The 18993-nt window shown below is 70.8% G+C and carries 18 protein-coding genes; 2 read left to right on the top strand and 16 right to left on the bottom strand.

Annotated elements, in window-relative coordinates; genetic code table 11:
• Positions 1-107: 107 nt before the first annotated feature.
• The 6 genes from carB to pyrR all read right to left on the bottom strand — a co-directional run bounded on the left by carB (position 108) and on the right by pyrR (position 8244).
• Positions 108-3419, bottom strand: coding sequence for a carbamoyl-phosphate synthase large subunit (carB, locus tag ACTWQI_RS04055; RefSeq protein WP_443267491.1), 3312 nt, complete (start codon positions 3417-3419; stop codon positions 108-110).
• Positions 3412-4551, bottom strand: coding sequence for a glutamine-hydrolyzing carbamoyl-phosphate synthase small subunit (gene carA, locus ACTWQI_RS04060; RefSeq protein WP_443267493.1), 1140 nt, complete (start codon positions 4549-4551; stop codon positions 3412-3414). The genes carB and carA overlap by 8 nt, the downstream gene beginning before the upstream one ends.
• Positions 4548-5207, bottom strand: coding sequence for a PH-like domain-containing protein (locus ACTWQI_RS04065; protein WP_443267495.1), 660 nt, complete (start codon positions 5205-5207; stop codon positions 4548-4550). Before ACTWQI_RS04065 ends, carA begins: the two co-directional genes overlap by 4 nt.
• On the bottom strand, positions 5204-6499 hold the full coding sequence (locus ACTWQI_RS04070; RefSeq protein ID WP_443267497.1) for a dihydroorotase: 1296 nt from the start codon (positions 6497-6499) through the stop codon (positions 5204-5206). Before ACTWQI_RS04070 ends, ACTWQI_RS04065 begins: the two co-directional genes overlap by 4 nt.
• A 2-nt stretch (positions 6500-6501) precedes the next feature.
• The gene (locus ACTWQI_RS04075) at positions 6502-7521 is read right to left on the bottom strand and encodes an aspartate carbamoyltransferase catalytic subunit (RefSeq protein WP_443267498.1); all 1020 of its coding nucleotides are present in this window, start codon (positions 7519-7521) and stop codon (positions 6502-6504) included.
• A gap of 138 nt (positions 7522-7659) precedes the next feature.
• Positions 7660-8244, bottom strand: a complete 585-nt coding sequence (pyrR, locus tag ACTWQI_RS04080; RefSeq protein ID WP_443267500.1) for a bifunctional pyr operon transcriptional regulator/uracil phosphoribosyltransferase PyrR — start codon at positions 8242-8244, stop codon at positions 7660-7662.
• Positions 8245-8452: 208 nt separating this feature from the next.
• Between pyrR and bldD the strand changes: the two genes are divergently transcribed.
• On the top strand, positions 8453-8953 hold the full coding sequence (bldD, locus tag ACTWQI_RS04085; RefSeq protein WP_004948690.1) for a transcriptional regulator BldD: 501 nt from the start codon (positions 8453-8455) through the stop codon (positions 8951-8953).
• Between the two features lie 326 nt (positions 8954-9279).
• On the opposite strand, the gene nusB is transcribed toward bldD, so the two are convergent.
• Genes nusB through ACTWQI_RS04100 form a run of 3 tightly spaced genes read right to left on the bottom strand, consistent with a single transcriptional unit; the run spans position 9280 to position 11445 of the window.
• Positions 9280-9711: a transcription antitermination factor NusB gene (nusB, locus tag ACTWQI_RS04090; RefSeq protein ID WP_443267502.1), complete on the bottom strand. Its 432-nt coding sequence runs from the start codon at positions 9709-9711 to the stop codon at positions 9280-9282.
• Between the two features lie 2 nt (positions 9712-9713).
• Complete coding sequence (gene efp, locus ACTWQI_RS04095) at positions 9714-10280, bottom strand: elongation factor P (protein WP_443267503.1); 567 nt, start codon at positions 10278-10280, stop codon at positions 9714-9716.
• A gap of 58 nt (positions 10281-10338) precedes the next feature.
• Positions 10339-11445, bottom strand: coding sequence for an aminopeptidase P family protein (locus tag ACTWQI_RS04100; RefSeq protein WP_443267505.1), 1107 nt, complete (start codon positions 11443-11445; stop codon positions 10339-10341).
• Between ACTWQI_RS04100 and ACTWQI_RS04105 the strand changes: the two genes are divergently transcribed.
• Positions 11444-11575: a hypothetical protein gene (locus ACTWQI_RS04105; RefSeq protein ID WP_443267507.1), complete on the top strand. Its 132-nt coding sequence runs from the start codon at positions 11444-11446 to the stop codon at positions 11573-11575. The genes ACTWQI_RS04100 and ACTWQI_RS04105 overlap by 2 nt on opposite strands.
• A 237-nt stretch (positions 11576-11812) precedes the next feature.
• Here ACTWQI_RS04105 and ACTWQI_RS04110 read toward each other — a convergent pair whose 3' ends face one another.
• The 7 genes from ACTWQI_RS04110 to mltG form a co-directional block, all read right to left on the bottom strand.
• On the bottom strand, positions 11813-12709 hold the full coding sequence (locus ACTWQI_RS04110; RefSeq protein WP_443267508.1) for a Pro-rich N-terminal domain-containing protein: 897 nt from the start codon (positions 12707-12709) through the stop codon (positions 11813-11815).
• Between the two features lie 124 nt (positions 12710-12833).
• A complete protein-coding gene (gene aroQ, locus ACTWQI_RS04115) occupies positions 12834-13274 on the bottom strand; it encodes a type II 3-dehydroquinate dehydratase (RefSeq protein WP_443267510.1) in 441 nt (146 codons plus the stop codon).
• Complete coding sequence (gene aroB / locus ACTWQI_RS04120; RefSeq protein WP_443267512.1) at positions 13271-14362, bottom strand: 3-dehydroquinate synthase; 1092 nt, start codon at positions 14360-14362, stop codon at positions 13271-13273. The genes aroQ and aroB overlap by 4 nt, the downstream gene beginning before the upstream one ends.
• A complete protein-coding gene (locus tag ACTWQI_RS04125; protein ID WP_443267514.1) occupies positions 14359-14934 on the bottom strand; it encodes a shikimate kinase in 576 nt (191 codons plus the stop codon). Before ACTWQI_RS04125 ends, aroB begins: the two co-directional genes overlap by 4 nt.
• Complete coding sequence (gene aroC, locus ACTWQI_RS04130; RefSeq protein ID WP_443267516.1) at positions 14931-16115, bottom strand: chorismate synthase; 1185 nt, start codon at positions 16113-16115, stop codon at positions 14931-14933. The genes ACTWQI_RS04125 and aroC overlap by 4 nt, the downstream gene beginning before the upstream one ends.
• A 288-nt stretch (positions 16116-16403) precedes the next feature.
• On the bottom strand, positions 16404-17267 hold the full coding sequence (locus ACTWQI_RS04135; RefSeq protein WP_443267518.1) for a shikimate dehydrogenase: 864 nt from the start codon (positions 17265-17267) through the stop codon (positions 16404-16406).
• A 4-nt stretch (positions 17268-17271) separates the two neighbouring features.
• Positions 17272-18984, bottom strand: a complete 1713-nt coding sequence (gene mltG, locus ACTWQI_RS04140) for an endolytic transglycosylase MltG (protein ID WP_443267520.1) — start codon at positions 18982-18984, stop codon at positions 17272-17274.
• Positions 18985-18993 lie beyond the last annotated feature (9 nt).

The following is an 18993-nucleotide window of genomic DNA, read 5'->3' on the forward strand; positions in this document are numbered from 1 at the left end:
GTGTGCTTTCTACGAGGCAAGGGGATCTCACGACGCGGGGGACACCTCTGACGCTCCCCCATAGCCCTTCGGCATGGGGTGGTCCCATCGGTGTCCCCCGATATCACCTAGACCTTTCGGGCGGCGGTGAGATGTTCCGCGTGTTCCTGGAGGGAGCGCACACCCACGTCCCCGCGGCTCAGCGCCTCGATGCCCTGGACGGCGGCGGCGAGCGCCTGGACCGTCGTCAGGCACGGCACGCCGCGGGCGACCGCCGCCGTACGGATGTCGTAGCCGTCGAGGCGGCCGCCGGTGCCGTAGGGGGTGTTGACGATCAGGTCCACCTGCCCGTCGTGGATGAGCTGGACGATGGTCTTCTCGCCGCGTGGGCCCTCGCCCTCGCTCTGCTTGCGCACCACGGTGGCGTTGATGCCGTTGCGCTTGAGGACCTCCGCGGTGCCGGAAGTGGCCAGTAGCTCGAAGCCGAGGCCGACCAGCTCCCGCGCCGGGAAGATCATCGAGCGCTTGTCGCGGTTGGCGACGGAGACGAAGGCGCGGCCCTTGGTCGGCAGCGCGCCGTACGCTCCGGCCTGCGACTTCGCGTACGCCGTGCCGAAGACCGAGTCGATGCCCATGACCTCGCCGGTGGAGCGCATCTCCGGACCCAGGATGGTGTCCACGCCACGGCCGGAGGCGTCGCGGAAGCGGGTCCACGGCATCACGGCCTCCTTGACGGAGATCGGCGCGTCGAGCGGCAGCGTGCCACCGTCACCGCTCTTCGGCAGCAGGCCCTCCGCACGCAGCTCGGCGATCGACGCGCCGAGCGAGATCCGGGCGGCGGCCTTGGCGAGCGGCACAGCGGTCGCCTTGGAGGTGAACGGGACCGTACGGGAGGCGCGCGGATTGGCCTCCAGGACGTAGAGGATGTCACCCGCCAGAGCGAACTGGATGTTGATCAGGCCGCGGACGCCGACGCCGCGCGCGATGGCTTCGGTGGACGCCCGCAGCCGCTTGATGTCGAAGCCGCCGAGGGTGATCGGAGGCAGGGCGCAGGCGGAGTCGCCGGAGTGGATGCCGGCCTCCTCGATGTGCTCCATGACGCCGCCGAGATAGAGCTCGGTGCCGTCGTAGAGCGCGTCGACGTCGATTTCGATGGCGTCGTCGAGGAACCGGTCGACCAGGACCGGGTGTTCGGAGATCAGACCCGCGTGCCGGGTCAAGTACGCGGCGAGGGAGTTCTCGTCGTAGACGATCTCCATGCCACGGCCGCCCAGGACGTACGACGGGCGCACCATGACCGGGTAGCCGATCTCGGCGGCGATCTTCTTGGCCTCCTCGAAGGAGAAGGCGGTGCCGTACTTCGGCGCGGGGAGCCCGGCCTCGGTCAGCACGCGGCCGAAGACCCCGCGGTCCTCCGCGGCGTGGATGGCCTCGGGAGAGGTGCCGACGATCGGCACGCCGTTGTCCTTGAGCGCCTGCGCCAGGCCCAGCGGGGTCTGCCCGCCGAGCTGGACGACGACGCCCGCGACGGGACCCGCCTGCGTCTCCGCGTGGACGATCTCCAGCACGTCCTCCAGGGTGAGCGGCTCGAAGTAGAGCCGGTCGGAGGTGTCGTAGTCGGTGGAGACGGTCTCCGGATTGCAGTTGACCATCACGGTCTCGTAGCCCGCTTCGCTGAGCGCGAAGGAGGCGTGGACGCAGGAGTAGTCGAACTCGATGCCCTGGCCGATGCGGTTGGGGCCCGAGCCGAGGATGATCACGGCGGGCTTCTCACGCGGCGCGACCTCGCTCTCCTCGTCGTAGGAGGAGTAGAAGTACGGGGTCCTGGCGGCGAATTCGGCGGCGCAGGTGTCGACGGTCTTGTACACCGGCCGTACGCCCAGCGCGTGCCGGACCTCACGGACGACGTCCTCGCGCAGGTCGCGGACGGCGGCGACCTGGGCGTCGGAAAAGCCGTAGCGCTTGGCCTCGGCGAGCAGCTCGGGATGGAGCTTGTCGGCCGCCGCGATCTCGTCCGCGATCTCCTTGATCAGGAAGAGCTGGTCGACGAACCACGGGTCGATCCCGGTGGCGTCGAAGACCTCCTGCGGGGTGGCCCCGGCACGGATCGCCTGCATGACGGTGTTGATCCGCCCATCGGTGGGGACCCGGGCCGCGTGCAGCAGTTCGCCCTTCTCCCCCGGCCGGCCGACGAAGGAGAACTGGCTGCCCTTCTTCTCCAGCGAGCGCAGCGCCTTCTGCAGCGCCTCGGGGAAGTTTCGTCCGATGGCCATGGCCTCGCCGACGGACTTCATCGTGGTGGTGAGGGTGGCGTCCGCCGCCGGGAACTTCTCGAAGGCGAACCGGGGCACCTTGACGACGACGTAGTCGAGCGTCGGCTCGAAGGACGCGGGCGTCTTCTCGGTGATGTCGTTCGGGATCTCGTCGAGGGTGTAGCCGACGGCGAGGCGGGCGGCGATCTTGGCGATCGGGAAGCCGGTGGCCTTCGACGCCAGCGCGGAGGACCGGGACACACGCGGGTTCATCTCGATGACGATGACCCGGCCGTCGTCGGGGTTGACCGCGAACTGGATGTTGCAGCCGCCGGTGTCGACGCCGACCTCGCGGATCACGGCGATGCCGATGTCGCGCAGGATCTGGTACTCGCGGTCGGTCAGGGTCATCGCCGGGGCGACGGTGATCGAGTCACCGGTGTGCACCCCCATCGGGTCGAAGTTCTCGATGGAGCAGACGACCACGACGTTGTCGTGCTTGTCCCGCATCAGCTCCAGCTCGTACTCCTTCCAGCCGAGGATGGACTCCTCCAGGAGCACCTCGGTGGTGGGCGACAGCGCCAGGCCCTGACCGGCGATCCGGCGCAGCTCCTCCTCGTCGTGCGCGAAGCCGGAGCCCGCGCCGCCCATGGTGAAGGAGGGCCGTACGACGACGGGGTAGCCGCCGAGCGACTCGACGCCCGCGAGGACCTCGTCCATGGCGTGGCAGATGACCGAGCGGGCCGACTCGCCGTGGCCGATCTTGGCGTTGACGGCCTCGACGACCTCCTTGAACTGGTCGCGGTCCTCGCCCTTGTGGATGGCCTCGACGTTGGCGCCGATCAGCTCGACGCCGTACTTGTCGAGGGTGCCGGCCTCATGCAGGGCGATCGCGGTGTTGAGCGCGGTCTGGCCGCCCAGGGTCGGCAGCAGCGCGTCGGGGCGCTCCTTGGCGATGATCTTCTCGACGTACTCCGGAGTGATCGGCTCGACGTACGTGGCGTCGGCGATCTCCGGGTCGGTCATGATCGTGGCGGGGTTGGAGTTGACCAGGACCACCCGCAGGCCCTCGGCCTTCAGGACACGGCAGGCCTGGGTGCCGGAGTAGTCGAACTCGGCGGCCTGGCCGATGACGATCGGGCCGGAGCCGATGACCAGAACGGACTGGATGTCGGTGCGCTTAGGCACGCTGGCCCTCCATCAGGGAGACGAAGCGGTCGAACAGGTACGCGGCGTCGTGCGGACCTGCGGCGGCTTCGGGGTGGTACTGGACGCTGAACGCGGGCTGGTCGAGCAGCTGGAGGCCTTCCACCACGTTGTCGTTGAGGCAGACGTGGGAGACCTCGGCCCGGCCGTACGGGGTGTCGGAGACCTTGTCGAGCGGGGCGTCGACGGCGAAGCCGTGGTTGTGCGCGGTGACTTCGACCTTGCCGGTCGTACGGTCCTGGACCGGCTGGTTGATCCCGCGGTGGCCGTACTTGAGCTTGTAGGTGCCGAAGCCGAGCGCACGGCCGAGGATCTGGTTGCCGAAGCAGATGCCGAAGAGCGGGGTCTTCCGCTCCAGCACACCCCGCATGACGGCGACGGGGTGGTCGGCGGTGGCCGGGTCACCGGGCCCGTTGGAGAAGAACACGCCATCGGGGTGCACGGCGTAGACGTCCTCCAGCGTGGCGGACGCGGGCAGGACGTGGACCTCGATGCCGCGCTCGGCCATCCGGTGCGGGGTCATCCCCTTGATGCCCAGGTCGACGGCGGCGACGGTGAAGCGCTTGGTTCCGATGGCCGGCACGACGTACTGCTCGGCGGTGGCGACCTCGCCGCACAGGTCGGCGCCCTTCATCTGGGGGGATGCCTGCACCTTGGCCAGCAGCGTCGCCTCGTCGGCGATCACCTCGCCGGAGAAGATGCCCACCCGCATCGCGCCACGCTCCCGGAGGTGGCGGGTGAGGGCGCGGGTGTCGATGCCGCTGATGCCGACGACGCCCTGGGCGGTGAGCTCCTCGTCGAGGGAGCGCACCGAGCGCCAGTTGGAGGGCACCCGGGCCGGGTCGCGCACGACGTAGCCGGAGACCCAGATGCGCTTCGACTCGGGGTCCTCGTCGTTGACGCCGGTGTTGCCGATGTGCGGGGCGGTCATGACGACCACCTGGCGGTGGTACGACGGGTCGGTCAGGGTCTCCTGGTAACCGGTCATGCCGGTGGAGAACACCGCCTCGCCGAAGGTCTCCCCCACGGCCCCGTAAGCACGGCCACGGAAGGTACGGCCGTCCTCCAGAACAAGTACGGCGGGGGTCCTGGCTCCCCGGGTGGAGGTCGTCATGTTGTGTCCTTCTCGGGGGTTACGGCTCGCGGCGGAGCCGCCGAGAGACGCTGTGTCCCCCGGGAGATAGCAGTCTGGTCGTGCGGGCCGGCGACACCCGTGTCGCCGGTGAGAGTGGTGATCCGTTCGACCCAGGCCCGGTGCTCCGCGGCACGGTCGGAGCGGAAGCCGGAGTCGATCGGCTTGCCGCCGTTTTCCCAGGTGATCACCAGCAGGCCGCCCTCGGCGAGGACCTTGCCCGCGATGCCCTTGTCGAGCCGGGCGCCGCGCAGCGCGTCCGCGGGGACGAAGAAGTCCCGCGCCCCGGGCCGTACGACCGCCAGACCCTGGTCGGTCAGCGTCAACTCGGCGCGGCTGCGGGTGCCGAGCCCGTGGGCGACGATCCGGTCGAGCCACTGGCCGGCGGTGGTGGAGCCGTGGTAGCGGCCGGACATGGAGAGCCGGGGCTCGCCGGTGGTCTCCGGTACGGCCGACAGCTCCGGCAGGTCGTCCTGCAGCAGGGCGCGCCATTTCCAGCCCTCGCGCATCAGCCAGTAGACCAGCGCGACGAAGAGCAACAGACCGACGACCCAGCCGAGGCGGGCCGCCCAGTCCGTCACTTCCTGGGACTTCTGCTCGGCGGCGAGATCCGCCGCCGCAATCGTCAGTGGTGTCACGCCAGCTTCCCGTCCACGACCGTCGCCCGGCCCCGCAGGAAGGTGTGGGTGACGCGGCCCGGCAGCTCGCGGCCCTCGTACGGGGTGTTGCGGCTGCGGGAGGCGAAGCCCGCGGGGTCCACCACACCACGGTAAGCCGGATCGACGAGGGTGAGGTTCGCGGGTTCCCCGACCGCGATGGGCCGTCCATGACCTTCGAGGCGGCCGATGGCGGCCGGCCGGGAGGACATCCGGTCGGCGACCTGGGCCCAGTCCAGCAGGCCCGTGTCGACCATCGTGTGCTGGACGACGGAGAGCGCGGTCTCCATGCCGACCATGCCCATGGCCGCGGCGGCCCACTCGCAGTCCTTGTCCTCGTGCGGGTGCGGGGCGTGGTCGGTGGCGACGCAATCGATGGTGCCGTCGGCCAGGGCCTCGCGTAGGGCCATCACATCGGCCTCGGTGCGCAGCGGCGGGTTCACCTTGTAGACGGGGTTGTAGGACCGTACGAGCTCGTCGGTGAGGAGCAGGTGGTGCGGGGTGACCTCGGCGGTCACGTTCCAGCCCTTGGACTTGGCCCAGCGGACGATCTCGACCGAGCCGGCGGTGGAGAGGTGGCAGATGTGCACCCGGGAGCCGACGTGCGCGGCGAGCAGCACGTCCCGGGCGATGATCGACTCCTCGGCGACGGCGGGCCAGCCGCCCAGGCCCAGTTCGGCGGAGACGATGCCCTCGTTCATCTGGGCGCCCTCGGTCAGGCGCGGCTCCTGAGCGTGCTGGGCGATGACGCCGTCGAATGCCTTCACGTACTCCAGGGCACGGCGCATGATCACGGCGTCGTCGACGCACTTGCCGTCGTCGGAGAAGACGCGGACGCCCGCGGCGGACTCGTGCATGGCCCCGAGCTCGGCGAGCTTCTTGCCCTCCAGGCCGACGGTGACCGCGCCGACGGGCTGGACGTCGCAGTAGCCGGACTCCCTGCCGAGCCGCCAGACCTGCTCGACGACACCGGCGGTGTCGGCGACCGGGAAGGTGTTGGCCATGGCGTGGACGGCGGTGAAGCCGCCGACGGCGGCCGCGCGGGTGCCGGTCAGGACCGTCTCGGAGTCCTCCCGGCCGGGCTCGCGAAGGTGGGTGTGGAGGTCGACGAGACCGGGCAGCAGGATCTGGCCGTCCGCCTCGATGACCGTCGCGCCCTCACCGCTGGACACGGTCAGGTCCGTGCCCACCGCAGTGATGGTCTCGTCCACGATGATGACGTCCTGCGGTTCGCCGCCCAGGATCTTCGCACCGCGGATAAGGATCTTGGTCATGGTTACTTGCTCTCCTCGGTGCGGGAGTTGGTGGTTGTTACGGCGGGCTCGGCGCCGCCGAGCAGCAGGTAGAGGACGGCCATCCGGATGCTGACCCCGTTGGCGACCTGCTCGACGGCGGTGCAGCGGACCGAGTCCGCGACCTCGGCGGTGATCTCCATGCCGCGGTTCATCGGGCCGGGGTGCATCACGACGGCGTGGTCGGGCATCCGGGCCATCCGGTCTGCGTTGAGGCCGTAACGCCGGGAGTACTCGCGCTCGGTGGGGAAGAACGCGGCGTTCATCCGCTCGCGCTGCACGCGCAGCATCATCACGGCATCCGACTTCGGGAGGACGGCGTCGAGGTCGTAGTTCACCTCGCAGGGCCAGCTCTCGACGCCGATGGGCACCAGGGTGGGCGGGGCGACGAGGGTGACCTCGGCGCCGAGGGTGTGCAGCAGGTGCACGTTGGACCGCGCGACACGGCTGTGCAGCACGTCGCCGACGATCGTGATCCGCCGCCCGGCGAGGTCGCGGCCAGTCCCGTCACCAGTGCCCTGGTGGTTCGTCGGGCCGCCGTCGGGCGCTCCCGCCAGGTGGCGGCGCATGGTGAAGGCGTCGAGCAGCGCCTGCGTGGGGTGCTCGTGGGTGCCGTCGCCGGCGTTGATGACGGCGCCGTTGATCCAGCCGGAGGTGGCCAGGCGGTGGGGGGCGCCGGAGGCATGGTGCCGGATGACGACGGCGTCCGCGCCCATCGCCTCCAGGGTCAGCGCGGTGTCCTTCAGCGACTCGCCCTTGGAGACCGAGGATCCCTTGGCGGAGAAGTTGATGACGTCGGCGGAGAGGCGCTTGGCGGCCGCCTCGAAGGAGATGCGGGTACGGGTCGAATCCTCGAAGAAGAGGTTGACGACGGTGCGGCCGCGCAGGGTCGGCAGCTTCTTGATCGGCCGGTCGGCGACCCGGGCCATCTCCTCGGCGGTGTCGAGGATCAGGACGGCGTCGTCGTGGGTGAGGTCTGCGGCCGAGATGAGGTGGCGCTTCATCCGGTGTCTCCGTGGGTGAGGAGGTCTGCGGGTGGTTCGACGGGCAGGCCGGGCCCCTGTCGGGGATCGCGCGTGCCGAAGGCGGGGGGTCGGCCCGAGGGCGTGCGCCCGGCGGGGTCGCCGGGCTCGTCCAGCGGCCTACTGCTCGCCGACCGGGGCGGTCTCTTTTAGGCCGAGAAGCACGCTGTCGCGGCCGTCCTCCTCGGTGAGCTGGACCTTGACCGTCTCCCGCAGCGACGTGGGGAGGTTCTTGCCGACGTAATCGGCGCGGATCGGCAGTTCGCGGTGGCCGCGGTCGACGAGGACGGCGAGCTGGACGGCACGGGGACGGCCGATGTCGCCGAGGGCGTCGAGAGCGGCGCGGATCGTGCGGCCGGAGAAGAGCACGTCGTCGACCAGGACGACCAGCCGCCCGTCGACGTCGTCACCTGGGATGTCCGTGCGGGCGAGGGCCCGGGCCGGTCGCATCCGCAGGTCGTCGCGGTACATGGTGATGTCGAGGGAGCCGACCGGGGCCGGGCGGCCGGTGATCTGCTCGAGCTTGGCTGCCAGCCGGCGGGCGAGGAAGACGCCACGGGTGGGGATGCCGAGAAGCACCACGTCGTCGGCGCCCTTGGCGCGCTCGACGATCTCGTGGGCGATGCGGGTGAGCACCCGCGCGATGTCCGGCGCCTCCAGGACGGGGCGGGCCGGATGTGTGCTCGGGGAGCTGTCTGCGTCCATACGAAACGGACCTCCTTCTCCGCCTCACGGGACGGACTTTAAAGGACGTCGGAACTGTGCGAGGCCCACGGTATCAGGGCGGCAGGACAGGGTCAGCGGCGGCCTGAAGTACCACCCGGTAGTGCCGGTGTGGACCGTTCGGCTTGACGAAGTCAGATTACGCTGCGTAACCTCACAGTGAGTGACCATCCTTCGTCCGGGGAGCTATATGTCCAGCGAATACGCCAAACAGCTCGGGGCCAAGCTTCGCGCCATCCGCACCCAGCAGGGCCTCTCCCTCCACGGTGTCGAGGAGAAGTCCCAGGGCCGCTGGAAGGCCGTGGTCGTCGGCTCGTACGAGCGCGGCGACCGAGCCGTGACCGTACAGCGCCTCGCGGAGCTGGCGGACTTCTACGGCGTCCCGGTGCAGGAGCTGCTGCCGGGCACGACGCCGGGCGGTGCCGCCGAGCCTCCGCCGAAGCTGGTGCTGGACCTGGAGCGGCTGGCCCACGTGCCGGCCGAGAAGGCGGGTCCGCTGCAGCGGTATGCCGCGACGATCCAGAGCCAGCGCGGTGATTACAACGGCAAGGTCCTCTCGATCCGGCAGGACGACCTGCGGACACTCGCGGTCATCTACGACCAGTCGCCCTCGGTTCTGACCGAGCAGCTGATCAGCTGGGGAGTGCTGGACGCGGACGCGCGCAGGGCAGTGCAGCACGAAGACGCCTGACGCTCGCGCGTCAGGCTGCGGAGCTGCAGAAACGTGCCGCCGGGGCGGCGGCACCCGTTGGGGTGCCCGCTCCGGCGGCCTTCGTTTGCGCCCGCCCGCGCCCCGGCGTCGGCGCCTCCGGACGCGGAAAGCCCGCAGGCCCGAGCCACTCCCCCGCAACACCCGTGCGGGGAATCACGGCGGGCCGAAACGAGCCTGCGAGCGCGGAAGGCCCGGGCCACCGAGGCGCTCACCCGCGAGGCACGTTGGCCGGGGAGACGCGTCCGTCAAGGAACGCATGCGGGCCCGGAACAGGAACGTTCCGGGCCCGGGGCTTGGGGTGATGGCTATGGGGCGCGGCGCAGGGTGGGCTTGAGCTCCTTGAGACGGCCCAGCAGGCCGTTCACAAAGGCCGGCGAGTCGTCCGTAGAGAACTCCTTGGCGAGCTGTACCGCCTCGTCGATCACCACCGCGTCGGGGACCCCGTCCTCCCATATGAGCTCGTACGCGCCGAGCCGCAGGATGTTGCGGTCCACCACCGGCATCCGGTCGAGCGTCCAGCCGACTGCGTAGGTGGCGATCAGTTCGTCGATCCGGTCCGTGTGCTCCGCGTATCCCTCGACCAGCTGCATGGTGTACTCGTTGACCGGCGGCTGCCGGTCGTCGGTCCGGGCGAGCCGCATCCAGTCCGCGAGTACGGTCCGCACCGCGACATCCCGCTGGTCAGACTCGAAAAGGATCTGGAAGGCGCGTTTCCGGGCCTTGTAGCGTGCGGCCACGGTTACTTGGTCACCCGGCCGAGGTACTCACCGGAGCGGGTGTCGACCTTGATCTTCTCGCCCGTGGTGATGAAGAGCGGGACGCCGATCTCGTGGCCGGTCTCCAGACGGGCGGGCTTGCTGCCCCCGGTGGAGCGGTCGCCCTGGACACCCGGCTCGGTGTACTCGATGACCAGCTCGACGGAGGCGGGCAGCTCGACGTAGAGCGGATTGCCCTCGTACATCGCCACGACGGCCTCGAAGCCCTCGAGGAGGTACTTGGCGGCGTCGCCCACGACCTCCGGGGTGACGTGGATCTGGTCGTAGGTCTCCGTGTCCATGAACACGAAGTCGCTGCCGTCCTTGTAAGAGAACTGCATGCCGCGCTTGTCGACGTTGGCCGTCTCGACCTTGACGCCGGCGTTGAAGGTCTTGTCGACGACCTTGCCGGACAGCACATGCTTCAGCTTGGTGCGGACAAACGCAGGGCCCTTGCCGGGCTTGACATGCTGGAACTCGACAACGGACCAGAGCTGGTTCCCGTCGAGCTTGAGCACCATGCCGTTCTTGAGGTCGTTCGTGGTGGCCACGGTTGCTTGAATCTCCTGGACTGGCTGGAGCGGAGACCGAGGCTGCGCGCCGGGCTTGCTAGAGCGCGAGCAGTTCCTTGGTCGTAATGGTGAGTAGCTCGGGTCCGCCGTCCGCCTCGGAGCGGACGACGAGCGTGTCATCGATCCGGACACCGCCCCGGCCCGGGAGGTGGACCCCCGGTACGACGGTGACCGGCACACAAGCGTCCAGTTTACCCATGGCCGAAGGCGACAGCTGAGGGTCCTCACCGATTTCGAGCCCCACTCCGTGTCCCGTGGAGGGACCCAGCCGGTCGCCGTATCCGGCGGAATCCAGGATCTGGCGCACCGCGCGGTCCACCTCCCGGTGGGCGGCACCGGGTGCGAGCGCCTCCCGGCCGGCCCGCTGGGCGGCGAACACCAGGTCGTAGAGGTCGACCTGCCAGGAGGCGGGAGAGGTGCCGATGACGAAGGTCCGTCCGAGTTCGCAGCGGTAGCCGCGGTAATTCGCGCCCAGGCAGACGCTGAGGAAGTCGCCCTCCTCGACCCGCCGGTCCGTGGGCAGGTGGCCGGCCGCACCAGCGTTCGGCCCGGTGGCGACGGAGGTGGGGAAGGCGGGGCCGTCGGCGCCGTGGTCCACCAGACGGCGCTCCAGCTCCAAGGCGAGATGCCGCTCCGTACGGCCGACGAGTATCGACTCCAGCAGCTCACCGAGAGCCTGGTCCGCGATCTCGGCGGCGATGCGCAGGCAGGCGATCTCCTCCTCGTCCTTGATCAGCCGCTGCTGTTCGACAGCGAAGCCGAGGTCCGTGAGACGGAGTCGCGGGGCCGCCGAGCCGATGGCCCGGTGGCGGGCGACGGTGAGGTGGTGCTCCTCCAGGGCGAGGCTCTCGGCACCGGACGCGGCGGCGAGACTCGCGGCAGCGAGGGCGGGGTCGGCGCCCGTGTCGTCCAACGTCTGTACGCGCAGGTCCTCGCCGATGCGTCCCTCGACAGGGTCGCCGGAGGGAGGCTGGGAACAGAAGAGGACGTCCTCGGCGGGGCCGAGGAGCAGGACCGCGTGCTGTGGCGCGCTGCCCGTGAGATAGCGGAGGTTGGCGGGGCGCGATACAAGCACGGCGGACCGCCCGGCCGCCGCGCGCCCCTCGCGCAGCCGCGAACGCCTGGCCGCATGCACCTCCGCCATGCTCCGAGCCTACGCACGGCGGCAGGCCCCCGGCCCGGCGAACGCGGCCGTACGGGCGGCCTACGGCGCGCTCCCCGCCGCCGACAGCGCCGGGTGGCGGGCCCGGCAGGCCCGAGGTGCGGTGACGTGAGGGCGGCAGACGCTGATCGCGTGCCGCAGGGACGGTGGTTCGGGTCCGGCAGCGGCCCGCCGCGCATACCCCGAACCACCTGGCGCCACGGGTAACGAGGGAACGCGCAGCTTTGAATGAGCCGGCGAGCGGCCACAGCTCCGAACGTCAGGAACCCGGTGGGCAGGGCGGGCACGTCGGCGCCATCGGATCCGGGGGCGGAGTCCTGGGCGGGGTCCGGGCCGGAGGCCGGAGTGCCTACCAGGCCGGAGGGCTGGCGATGCTGCGGACCAGGATGTCGTCCAGGAGGCGGGCCGTCGTGGGGACGTCGAGCTGGGAGTTGTCGATGATGGGGAGGCCCGAGCCGTACCAGCCGGCCATCTTGCCGTGGATCAGGGCGACCTCCTCGTCCGACAGCCGGCGGTTGCCGGTGCGCTCGGCGTTGCGCTCGAGGACCACCTCCAGGCCGGGGAGCAGCACCACGGGCAGCAGGCCCGGGCCGACGTGCCGCTTCCAGCCACCGAGGCCGACGACGGGGCGGTCGGGGAAGACGGCGTCGTCGAGGATGCAGGAGATCCCGTTGGCGAGGAAATTACGGGCGGCGAAGCCACAGGTGCGGCGGGCGAGCCGGTACTGCGCCTCGGAGTGGTCGTTCCACCCGGACTGGGGGTCCGCGAAGCCGGACCTCACCCACTCGCGGACATCATCGAGGCTGATGTGCGCCGTCGGCACCCGCCGGGTGTCCGCCCAGTGGCGGGCGACCGTCGTCTTACCGGCGCCCGCCGGGCCTATGAGGAGCACCGCGATGGTCGCGTGCGAGAAGTCGGGGGCCGCCGCGCCCGGGGCCGGCCCTGGCATCGGCACCGGTCCACCGGGCGGCAGGGGGATGTGCCCCGTGGTGTCGACGGGCGGCGGGGCGGACGGGTGACGCTGGTCCTTGCCGGTCCAGCCCGGTGCGTGCGGCGGGCCCGGAGGTAGGGGGTGGTGACTGGGGTGGACCTGCGCTCGGGGAGCCGGGACGTCCGCCGCCTGCCCAGTCGCTGCCTCTTGCGGATAGCCAGGTGGTGGTATCGGAGGCTCGGCGGGCCGACCGGGGACGACCGGCTCATGCGGTCCGTGGGGCGGTGGCAGCGGAGCCCCCACTGCATGCTGCATCCGCTGTCTCTCCGTCTCGTGCAGGCGACTTGCGCAAGGTCGACCGGCCTGAGAAGGCCGGTCGTCATCGAACCGTACCTTCCCCGCCTCCGCGGGGAGCGTACGGAGTGCCCAAAGGCCCGGGTCAGCCGGACAGTTCCTCGGCCAAGGAGCGCAACGCGAGCCGGTACGAGCCGATGCCGAAGCCCGCGATCGTCCCGGACGCCACGGCGGCGACGACCGAGGTGTGCCGGAACTCCTCCCGTGCGTACGGGTTGGAGATGTGCACCTCGATCAAGGGCGCGGTGCGCTGCGCCGCCGCGTCCCGCATCCCGTACGAATAGTGCGTGAACGCACCGGGGTTGAGCACGACCGGAATCGAGCCGTCCGCGGCTTCGTGGAGCCAGCGGATCATCTCGCCCTCGTCGTTGGTCTCGCGCACCTCGACCGCGAACCCCAGCTCCTTCCCGAGCCGGGTGCACTCCTCGACCAGCCCCGCGTAGGAGGTTGAGCCGTAGACATCGGGCTCACGCGAGCCGAGGCGCCCCAGGTTGGGGCCGTTCAACACCAGGACGCGCCGCGTCAATTCGATACCTCCGCGTACGCGGCCGCCAGCACGGCCGGGTCCGGGCCCTCCAGGACGGTCGGCTTGGCGAGGCCGTCGAGGACGATGAAGCGCAGCAGGTCACCACGGGACTTCTTGTCGACCTTCATGGTCTCCAGCAGCTTGGGCCACTGGTCGGCGCGGTAGGTCAGCGGCAGACCGACCGCTTCCAGCACGGTGCGGTGCCGGTCGGCGGTGGCGTCGTCCAGCCGGCCGGCGAGCCGCCCGAGTTCGGCGGCGAACACCATGCCGATCGAAACCGCCGCGCCGTGCCGCCAGTTGTAGCGCTCGTTCTTCTCGATCGCGTGGCCGAGGGTGTGTCCGTAGTTGAGGATCTCCCGCAGGCCCGACTCCTTGAGGTCCGAGGAGACCACCTCGGCCTTGACCCTGATGGACCGTTCGATGAGCTCGGCGGTGTGCGGGCCCTGCGGCGTACGGGCCGCTGCCGGATCCTGCTCGATCAGGTCGAGGATCACCGGGTCGGCGATGAAGCCCGCCTTGATGACCTCGGCGAGCCCACTGACGTAGTCATGCGCGGGCAGCGTCTCCAGGCTCGCGAGATCGCACAGCACGCCCGCGGGCGGGTGGAAGGCACCGACGAGGTTCTTGCCCTCGGCGGTGTTGATGCCCGTCTTGCCGCCGACCGCCGCGTCGACCATGCCGAGCACGGTGGTGGGCACGGCGATCCAACGGACTCCGCGCAGCCAGGTCGCGGCGACGAACCCGGCGAGGTCGGTCGCCGCCCCTCCGCCGACGCCGACGATCACATCGGTGCGGGTGAAGGCGGTCTGGCCGAGCACCTTCCAGCAGTACGCCGCGACCTCGGCGGTCTTCGCCTCCTCCGCGTTGGGCAGCTGGATCGCGATCGCCTCGTACCCCTGCCCGGAGAGGTCCTCGCGCAGGGCCTCACCGGTGGCCGCCAGCGCTTCCGGGTGCAGCACGGCGACGCGTTTGGCCTTCTTGCCGATGAGGCCGGGGAGTTCGCCGAGCAGCCGGCGTCCGACGAGCACCTCGTACGGGTCCGCGCCCGCGGAGCCGCCGACGTGGATGCGGGTGGTGGCTTTGTTCATAGTCTTTTCCCTGCCGGGGGTCCGGGGGTTGCCCCCGGGAGATGGGGCCTCAACTCCAGTGCGTCGAGGACGGCTTCGGTGACGTCCTCGGGGGTACGGCCGTCGGTGGCGACGACGGCGCGGGCGACCTCGGTGTACAGCGGACGGCGCTGCTCCATCAGCTCCCGCCACCGCTGCCGCGGGTTGACCGCGAGCAGCGGACGCGGGGCGTCCAGGCCCACCCGCTTCACGGCGTCGGCGAGTTGGACGTCCAGGAAGACCACGGGCAGCCCGGCGAGCAGGGCACGCGTGCCCTCGTCCATGACGGCACCGCCGCCCAGGGAGAGGATGCCGTCGTGCCCGGCGAGAGCAGCCCGCACGGCCTGCCGCTCCAGCTGGCGGAAGTGGGGTTCGCCGTCCTCGAAGAAGATCTCGGGGATCGGCTTGGCGGCGGACTGTTCGATGTCGGCGTCGGTGTCGCGGTACGCCACGCCGAGCCGCTCGGCGAGCAGCGCGCCGACGGTGGACTTGCCCGCGCCGGGCGGCCCCACGAGGACGACGACCGGACCGCCGGCCCCCCGTGCCGCGCTCATCGGATCGCCAGGTTGTCGAGGAAGTTCTGCACGTTTCGGCGGGTCTCGGTCACGCTGTCACCGCCGAACTTCTCCGCGACCGCGTCGGCCAGGATGAGGGCGACCATCGCCTCGGCGACGATGCCGGCCGCCGGGACCGCGCACACGTCGGAGCGCTGGTGGTGCGCCTGCGCGGCCTCACCGGTGGCCACGTCGACGGTGGCCAGGGCCCGCGGCACGGTCGCGATCGGCTTCATCGCCGCCCGGACGCGCAGCAGCTCACCCGTGGACAACCCACCCTCCGTCCCGCCGGAGCGACCGGAGGCGCGCCGGATTCCCTCGTCGGTGCCGACGATCTCGTCGTGCGCCTGTGAGCCCGGTACACGTGCCAGGTCGAAGCCGTCGCCGACCTCCACCCCCTTGATCGCCTGGATGCCCATCAGGGCCGCGGCGAGCCGGGCATCGAGACGCCGGTCCCAGTGGACGTGCGAGCCGAGGCCGACCGGCACGCCGTAGGCGAGTACCTCGACCACACCGCCGAGGGTGTCCCCGTCCGTGTGGGCCTGATCGATCTCGGCGACCATCGCCTTGCTCGCGTCCGCGTCCAGACACCGCACCGGGTCGGCGTCCAGCCGCTCCACATCCGAGGGCCTGGGATAGACCCCGTAGGGGGCCGTCGCCGAGGCGAGCTCCACGACATGGGAGACGATCTCGATCCCCGCCGTCTCCTTCAGGTACGAGCGGGCGACCGTGCCCAGCGCCACCCGGGCCGCGGTCTCCCGCGCCGAGGCGCGCTCCAGGACCGGGCGGGCCTCGTCGAACCCGTACTTCTGCATACCGGCCAGGTCCGCATGGCCGGGCCGGGGACGCGTCAGCGGAGCGTTGCGGGCCAGCTCGGCGAGCTCGGCCGGATCCACCGGATCGGCCGCCATCACCTTCTCCCACTTGGGCCACTCCGTGTTCCCGACCATGATCGCGACCGGGGAGCCGAGGGTCAGGCCGTGGCGCACGCCTCCGATGAAGGTGACCTCGTCGCGCTCGAACTTCATCCGGGCGCCGCGGCCGTACCCCAGCCGTCGGCGCGCCAGCGCATCCGCCACCATCTCGGTGGTGATCGGCACGCCGGCGGGGAGTCCCTCCAGCGTCGCGACGAGTGCGGGGCCGTGCGACTCCCCCGCGGTCAGCCAGCGCAACCTGCTCAACGGTGCTCCCTCATCTTCGGCCCTCGGCATACGGTGCGGCGGCCCGGGAGCGCAGTCCCCCGGCCGGCCACCTCGGTCCATCCTCCCACGTCCGGGCCCTCTCCCCGGACGCCGGTCCAGCTGGCGGACGGCTCGTGAACGGCTCCCGTCGGCCGCCCGGGGCCGGCTGCTGGGGGCACGCCCCCTGGCTTCGCCGGGGGGATCCCCACCCAGCGATAGCTGGGGGAGCTCCGGACCGAGCGCATACCGGCTCTCCCTCGGCTCCCGACGGAGTCCGACCGGCCTGGGTCAGGCCTCGGAGCCAGCCCCGCGCGCCACGAGCGCCCGCTCACCCGCCGCGCGCATCGCCTCCAGCGGTGCCGGGGTACGGCCGGTCATCCGCTCGACTTGCAGTACGGCCTGGTGGACGAGGAGGTCGAGACCGCCGACCACTCCGCCGCCCCGGGCCGACCAGGCCTCGGCGAGCGCGGTGGGCCACGGCTCGTACAGCACATCGAACAGCACCCCGGGCCGAGCAGGGACGGACGCGGCGAGGGCGTCGGTGGTGCCCGCCGGAGTGGTGGCGATGACCAGCGGTGCGGTGAGGGCACGCGCCGCGTCCGCCCAATCGGCCGTCGTGACGTCCACGGCGAGCCGCTCGCCCCACTGCCGCATCTCGGCGGCGCGGGCCTCGCTGCGCACGTAGGCCGTGACCGGGCCGGTGCAGATCCGGGAGAGCGCAGCAAGCGCGGAGGAAGCCGTGGCCCCGGCGCCGAGTACGGCGGCGCGTTCGACCTTCTCGACACCGCGCTCGCGGAGGGCTGCCAGCATGCCGGGGATGTCCGTGTTGTCGCCGGTGCGCCGACCGTCGTCGGTGAAGATCACTGTGTTGACCGCCTCGACCGACGCGGCCGTCTCACTGATCTCGTCGAGCAGCGGGATGACGGCCCGCTTGAGCGGCATGGTGAGGGAGAGGCCGGCCCACTCCCGTGCGTCGAGCCGGGTCATGAACCCGGGGAGGGCAGCCTCGTCGACCTCGAAGCGGTCGTAGGTCCAGTCGGTGAGTCCCAGGGCGTCGTACGCGGCTCGGTGCAGCACCGGCGAGAGGGAGTGCGCGATCGGTGAGCCGAGAACGGCCGCACGCCGGCCGCCGGTGCGGTGCTCTGCCGTCACGCTCTCAGCCCTTCTTCGCTCGCCGGTTCTTGTTGAACTCGTCGACCAGCCGGTTGTGTTCCTTCAGCGTCTTGGCGAACTTCGTCTCGTTGCCGTCGACCGCGACGAAGTAGAACCAGCCGCCCTTGTCCGGATCGAGTGCCGCCCGCAGCGCCTCGTCCCCCGGGTTCCCGATCGGCCCCGGCGGAAGGCCCCGGTGGAAGTAGGTGTTGTACGGGTCGGGGTCGTTGCGGATCTTGTTGATCGGAATGTCGATGTTGCTTTGATTCTTGAGGTAGTTGTACGCCGAGTCGAACTCGATCTTGCCGTTCGTCTGGATGTTGCCGGGCTTGAGGCGGTTGTAGACGACATCGGCCATCTTGCGGAAGTCGTCGTGGGTCTTGCCCTCGGCCTGCACCAGGCTGGCCACCGTGACGACCTGGAGCGGCGACTTCAGTCCGAACTCGTCGGCCTTGCGCTCGATCCCGAGCTGCGCGTACCGCCCCTTCGCACGGTCGACCATCTGACGCAGGACGTCCTCCGGCTTGGTGCCCTTGGCCGCGCTGTACCGCGAGGGGTAGAGGAAGCCCTCGAGCGGGTCCTTGATGTCCGCGTCGTCGTCGGCCCACTCGGGCAGTCCCAGGTTCTTGGCCTGTTTCTTGGCGACGGCCTTGGTCGTACCGGCCTTGAGGTCGAGCTTCTTGTCGATGGTCGAGTAGACCGCGGACGCCCGGATGCCTTCGCTGATGATGAGCGCGCTGAGGCTCTTCGGGTCGGTCATCATCTCGACGGCCGCCTCGGCCGACATCCCCTTGCGCAGGACGTAGACACCCGCCTGGATCTGCCTGCCCTTCGGATGCTTCTTCTGAGCCTCGACGAACGCGTCGACGCTCTTCACCACCCCGGCCTTCTTCAGGATGCCGCCGATCTCGTTGCCGAACGCGCCGTCCGGGATCTCGACTTGGACCTCGCCCGTGCCGCTCCCGGTGAAGTCCGGTGCCGGGCCGAAATGTTCCTGCCAGAGGTCGTAGCCGAGGTAGCCGATGCCGCCGACCGCTCCGAGGAGAAGCGTTCCCGCGACCAGCAAGGCCGTCCCGCTGCGGCGCTTCGGCCGGTCGCGCTGGTCGCGGCGGCCCGGCCCGTAGTCGTCGAACTCTTCGTCGAAGTCGTCGTCGCTCCTGGACCGGCCCCGGCGCCGGTCGGGCTCGCCCGTGAAGAAGGGGTGCTCGGCGGCGTCCGGCTCGGATTCCCACGTGGCGGGCGGTTCGGTCTGCGGCCGCCGGTGCTGATGCTGGTCCGGGTACTGGTGCTGCGCGTCGTAGCCCTGGGCGGGGTACGCCTGCTGATTGCGGCCGCCGGGGGGCTGGGGCGGCGGATACGCCTCGGGCGTGCCGTACGGGCCGGGCCGTTCGCCGCCGTACGGGTTGGGGCCGGGGCGGCCGTAGGGATCTCCGGCCCCGCCTCCGTAGGTCACCCCGCCGCCCTGCGCCGGGTCCCAGCCGTACTGCTGCCGGTTGTAGTGCTGCTGGTCGGGATACTGCTGACCGGCGCCGTAGGAGGCCGGCTGGCCTGGCCACTGCGAATGGGGCGTCCCACCACCGGCTGGGGGAGGATACTGCTGACCGTCGTAGGGACCGTAGCCGTCGTTCGTGGCCTGCTGCCCATCCCATCCGTCCCCGTAGAGCGGGTCCTCGGGATGCCACGGTTCGGAGCCAAGGCCCCGGCCATACTCAGTCATCGATCCCCT

Origin of the sequence: Streptomyces sp. KR80, assembly GCF_052245555.1 — a bacterium.
In the GTDB taxonomy this organism is placed as follows: Bacteria; Actinomycetota; Actinomycetes; order Streptomycetales; family Streptomycetaceae; genus Streptomyces.

Excerpts from the sequence above, each read along its gene's own strand:
- carA (WP_443267493.1), bottom strand. The coding sequence starts at position 4,551 with ATGACGACCTCCACCCGGGGAGCCAGGACCCCCGCCGTACTTGTTCTG.
- ACTWQI_RS04070 (WP_443267497.1), bottom strand. The coding sequence starts at position 6,499 with ATGACCAAGATCCTTATCCGCGGTGCGAAGATCCTGGGCGGCGAACCG.
- ACTWQI_RS04075 (WP_443267498.1), bottom strand. The coding sequence starts at position 7,521 with ATGAAGCGCCACCTCATCTCGGCCGCAGACCTCACCCACGACGACGCC.
- pyrR (WP_443267500.1), bottom strand. The coding sequence starts at position 8,244 with ATGGACGCAGACAGCTCCCCGAGCACACATCCGGCCCGCCCCGTCCTG.
- bldD (WP_004948690.1), top strand. The coding sequence starts at position 8,453 with ATGTCCAGCGAATACGCCAAACAGCTCGGGGCCAAGCTTCGCGCCATC.
- ACTWQI_RS04105 (WP_443267507.1), top strand. The coding sequence starts at position 11,444 with ATGCTCCGAGCCTACGCACGGCGGCAGGCCCCCGGCCCGGCGAACGCG.
- ACTWQI_RS04100 (WP_443267505.1), bottom strand. The coding sequence starts at position 11,445 with ATGGCGGAGGTGCATGCGGCCAGGCGTTCGCGGCTGCGCGAGGGGCGC.
- ACTWQI_RS04110 (WP_443267508.1), bottom strand. The coding sequence starts at position 12,709 with ATGCAGCATGCAGTGGGGGCTCCGCTGCCACCGCCCCACGGACCGCAT.
- aroB (WP_443267512.1), bottom strand. The coding sequence starts at position 14,362 with ATGAACAAAGCCACCACCCGCATCCACGTCGGCGGCTCCGCGGGCGCG.
- ACTWQI_RS04125 (WP_443267514.1), bottom strand. The coding sequence starts at position 14,934 with ATGAGCGCGGCACGGGGGGCCGGCGGTCCGGTCGTCGTCCTCGTGGGG.
- mltG (WP_443267520.1), bottom strand. The coding sequence starts at position 18,984 with ATGACTGAGTATGGCCGGGGCCTTGGCTCCGAACCGTGGCATCCCGAG.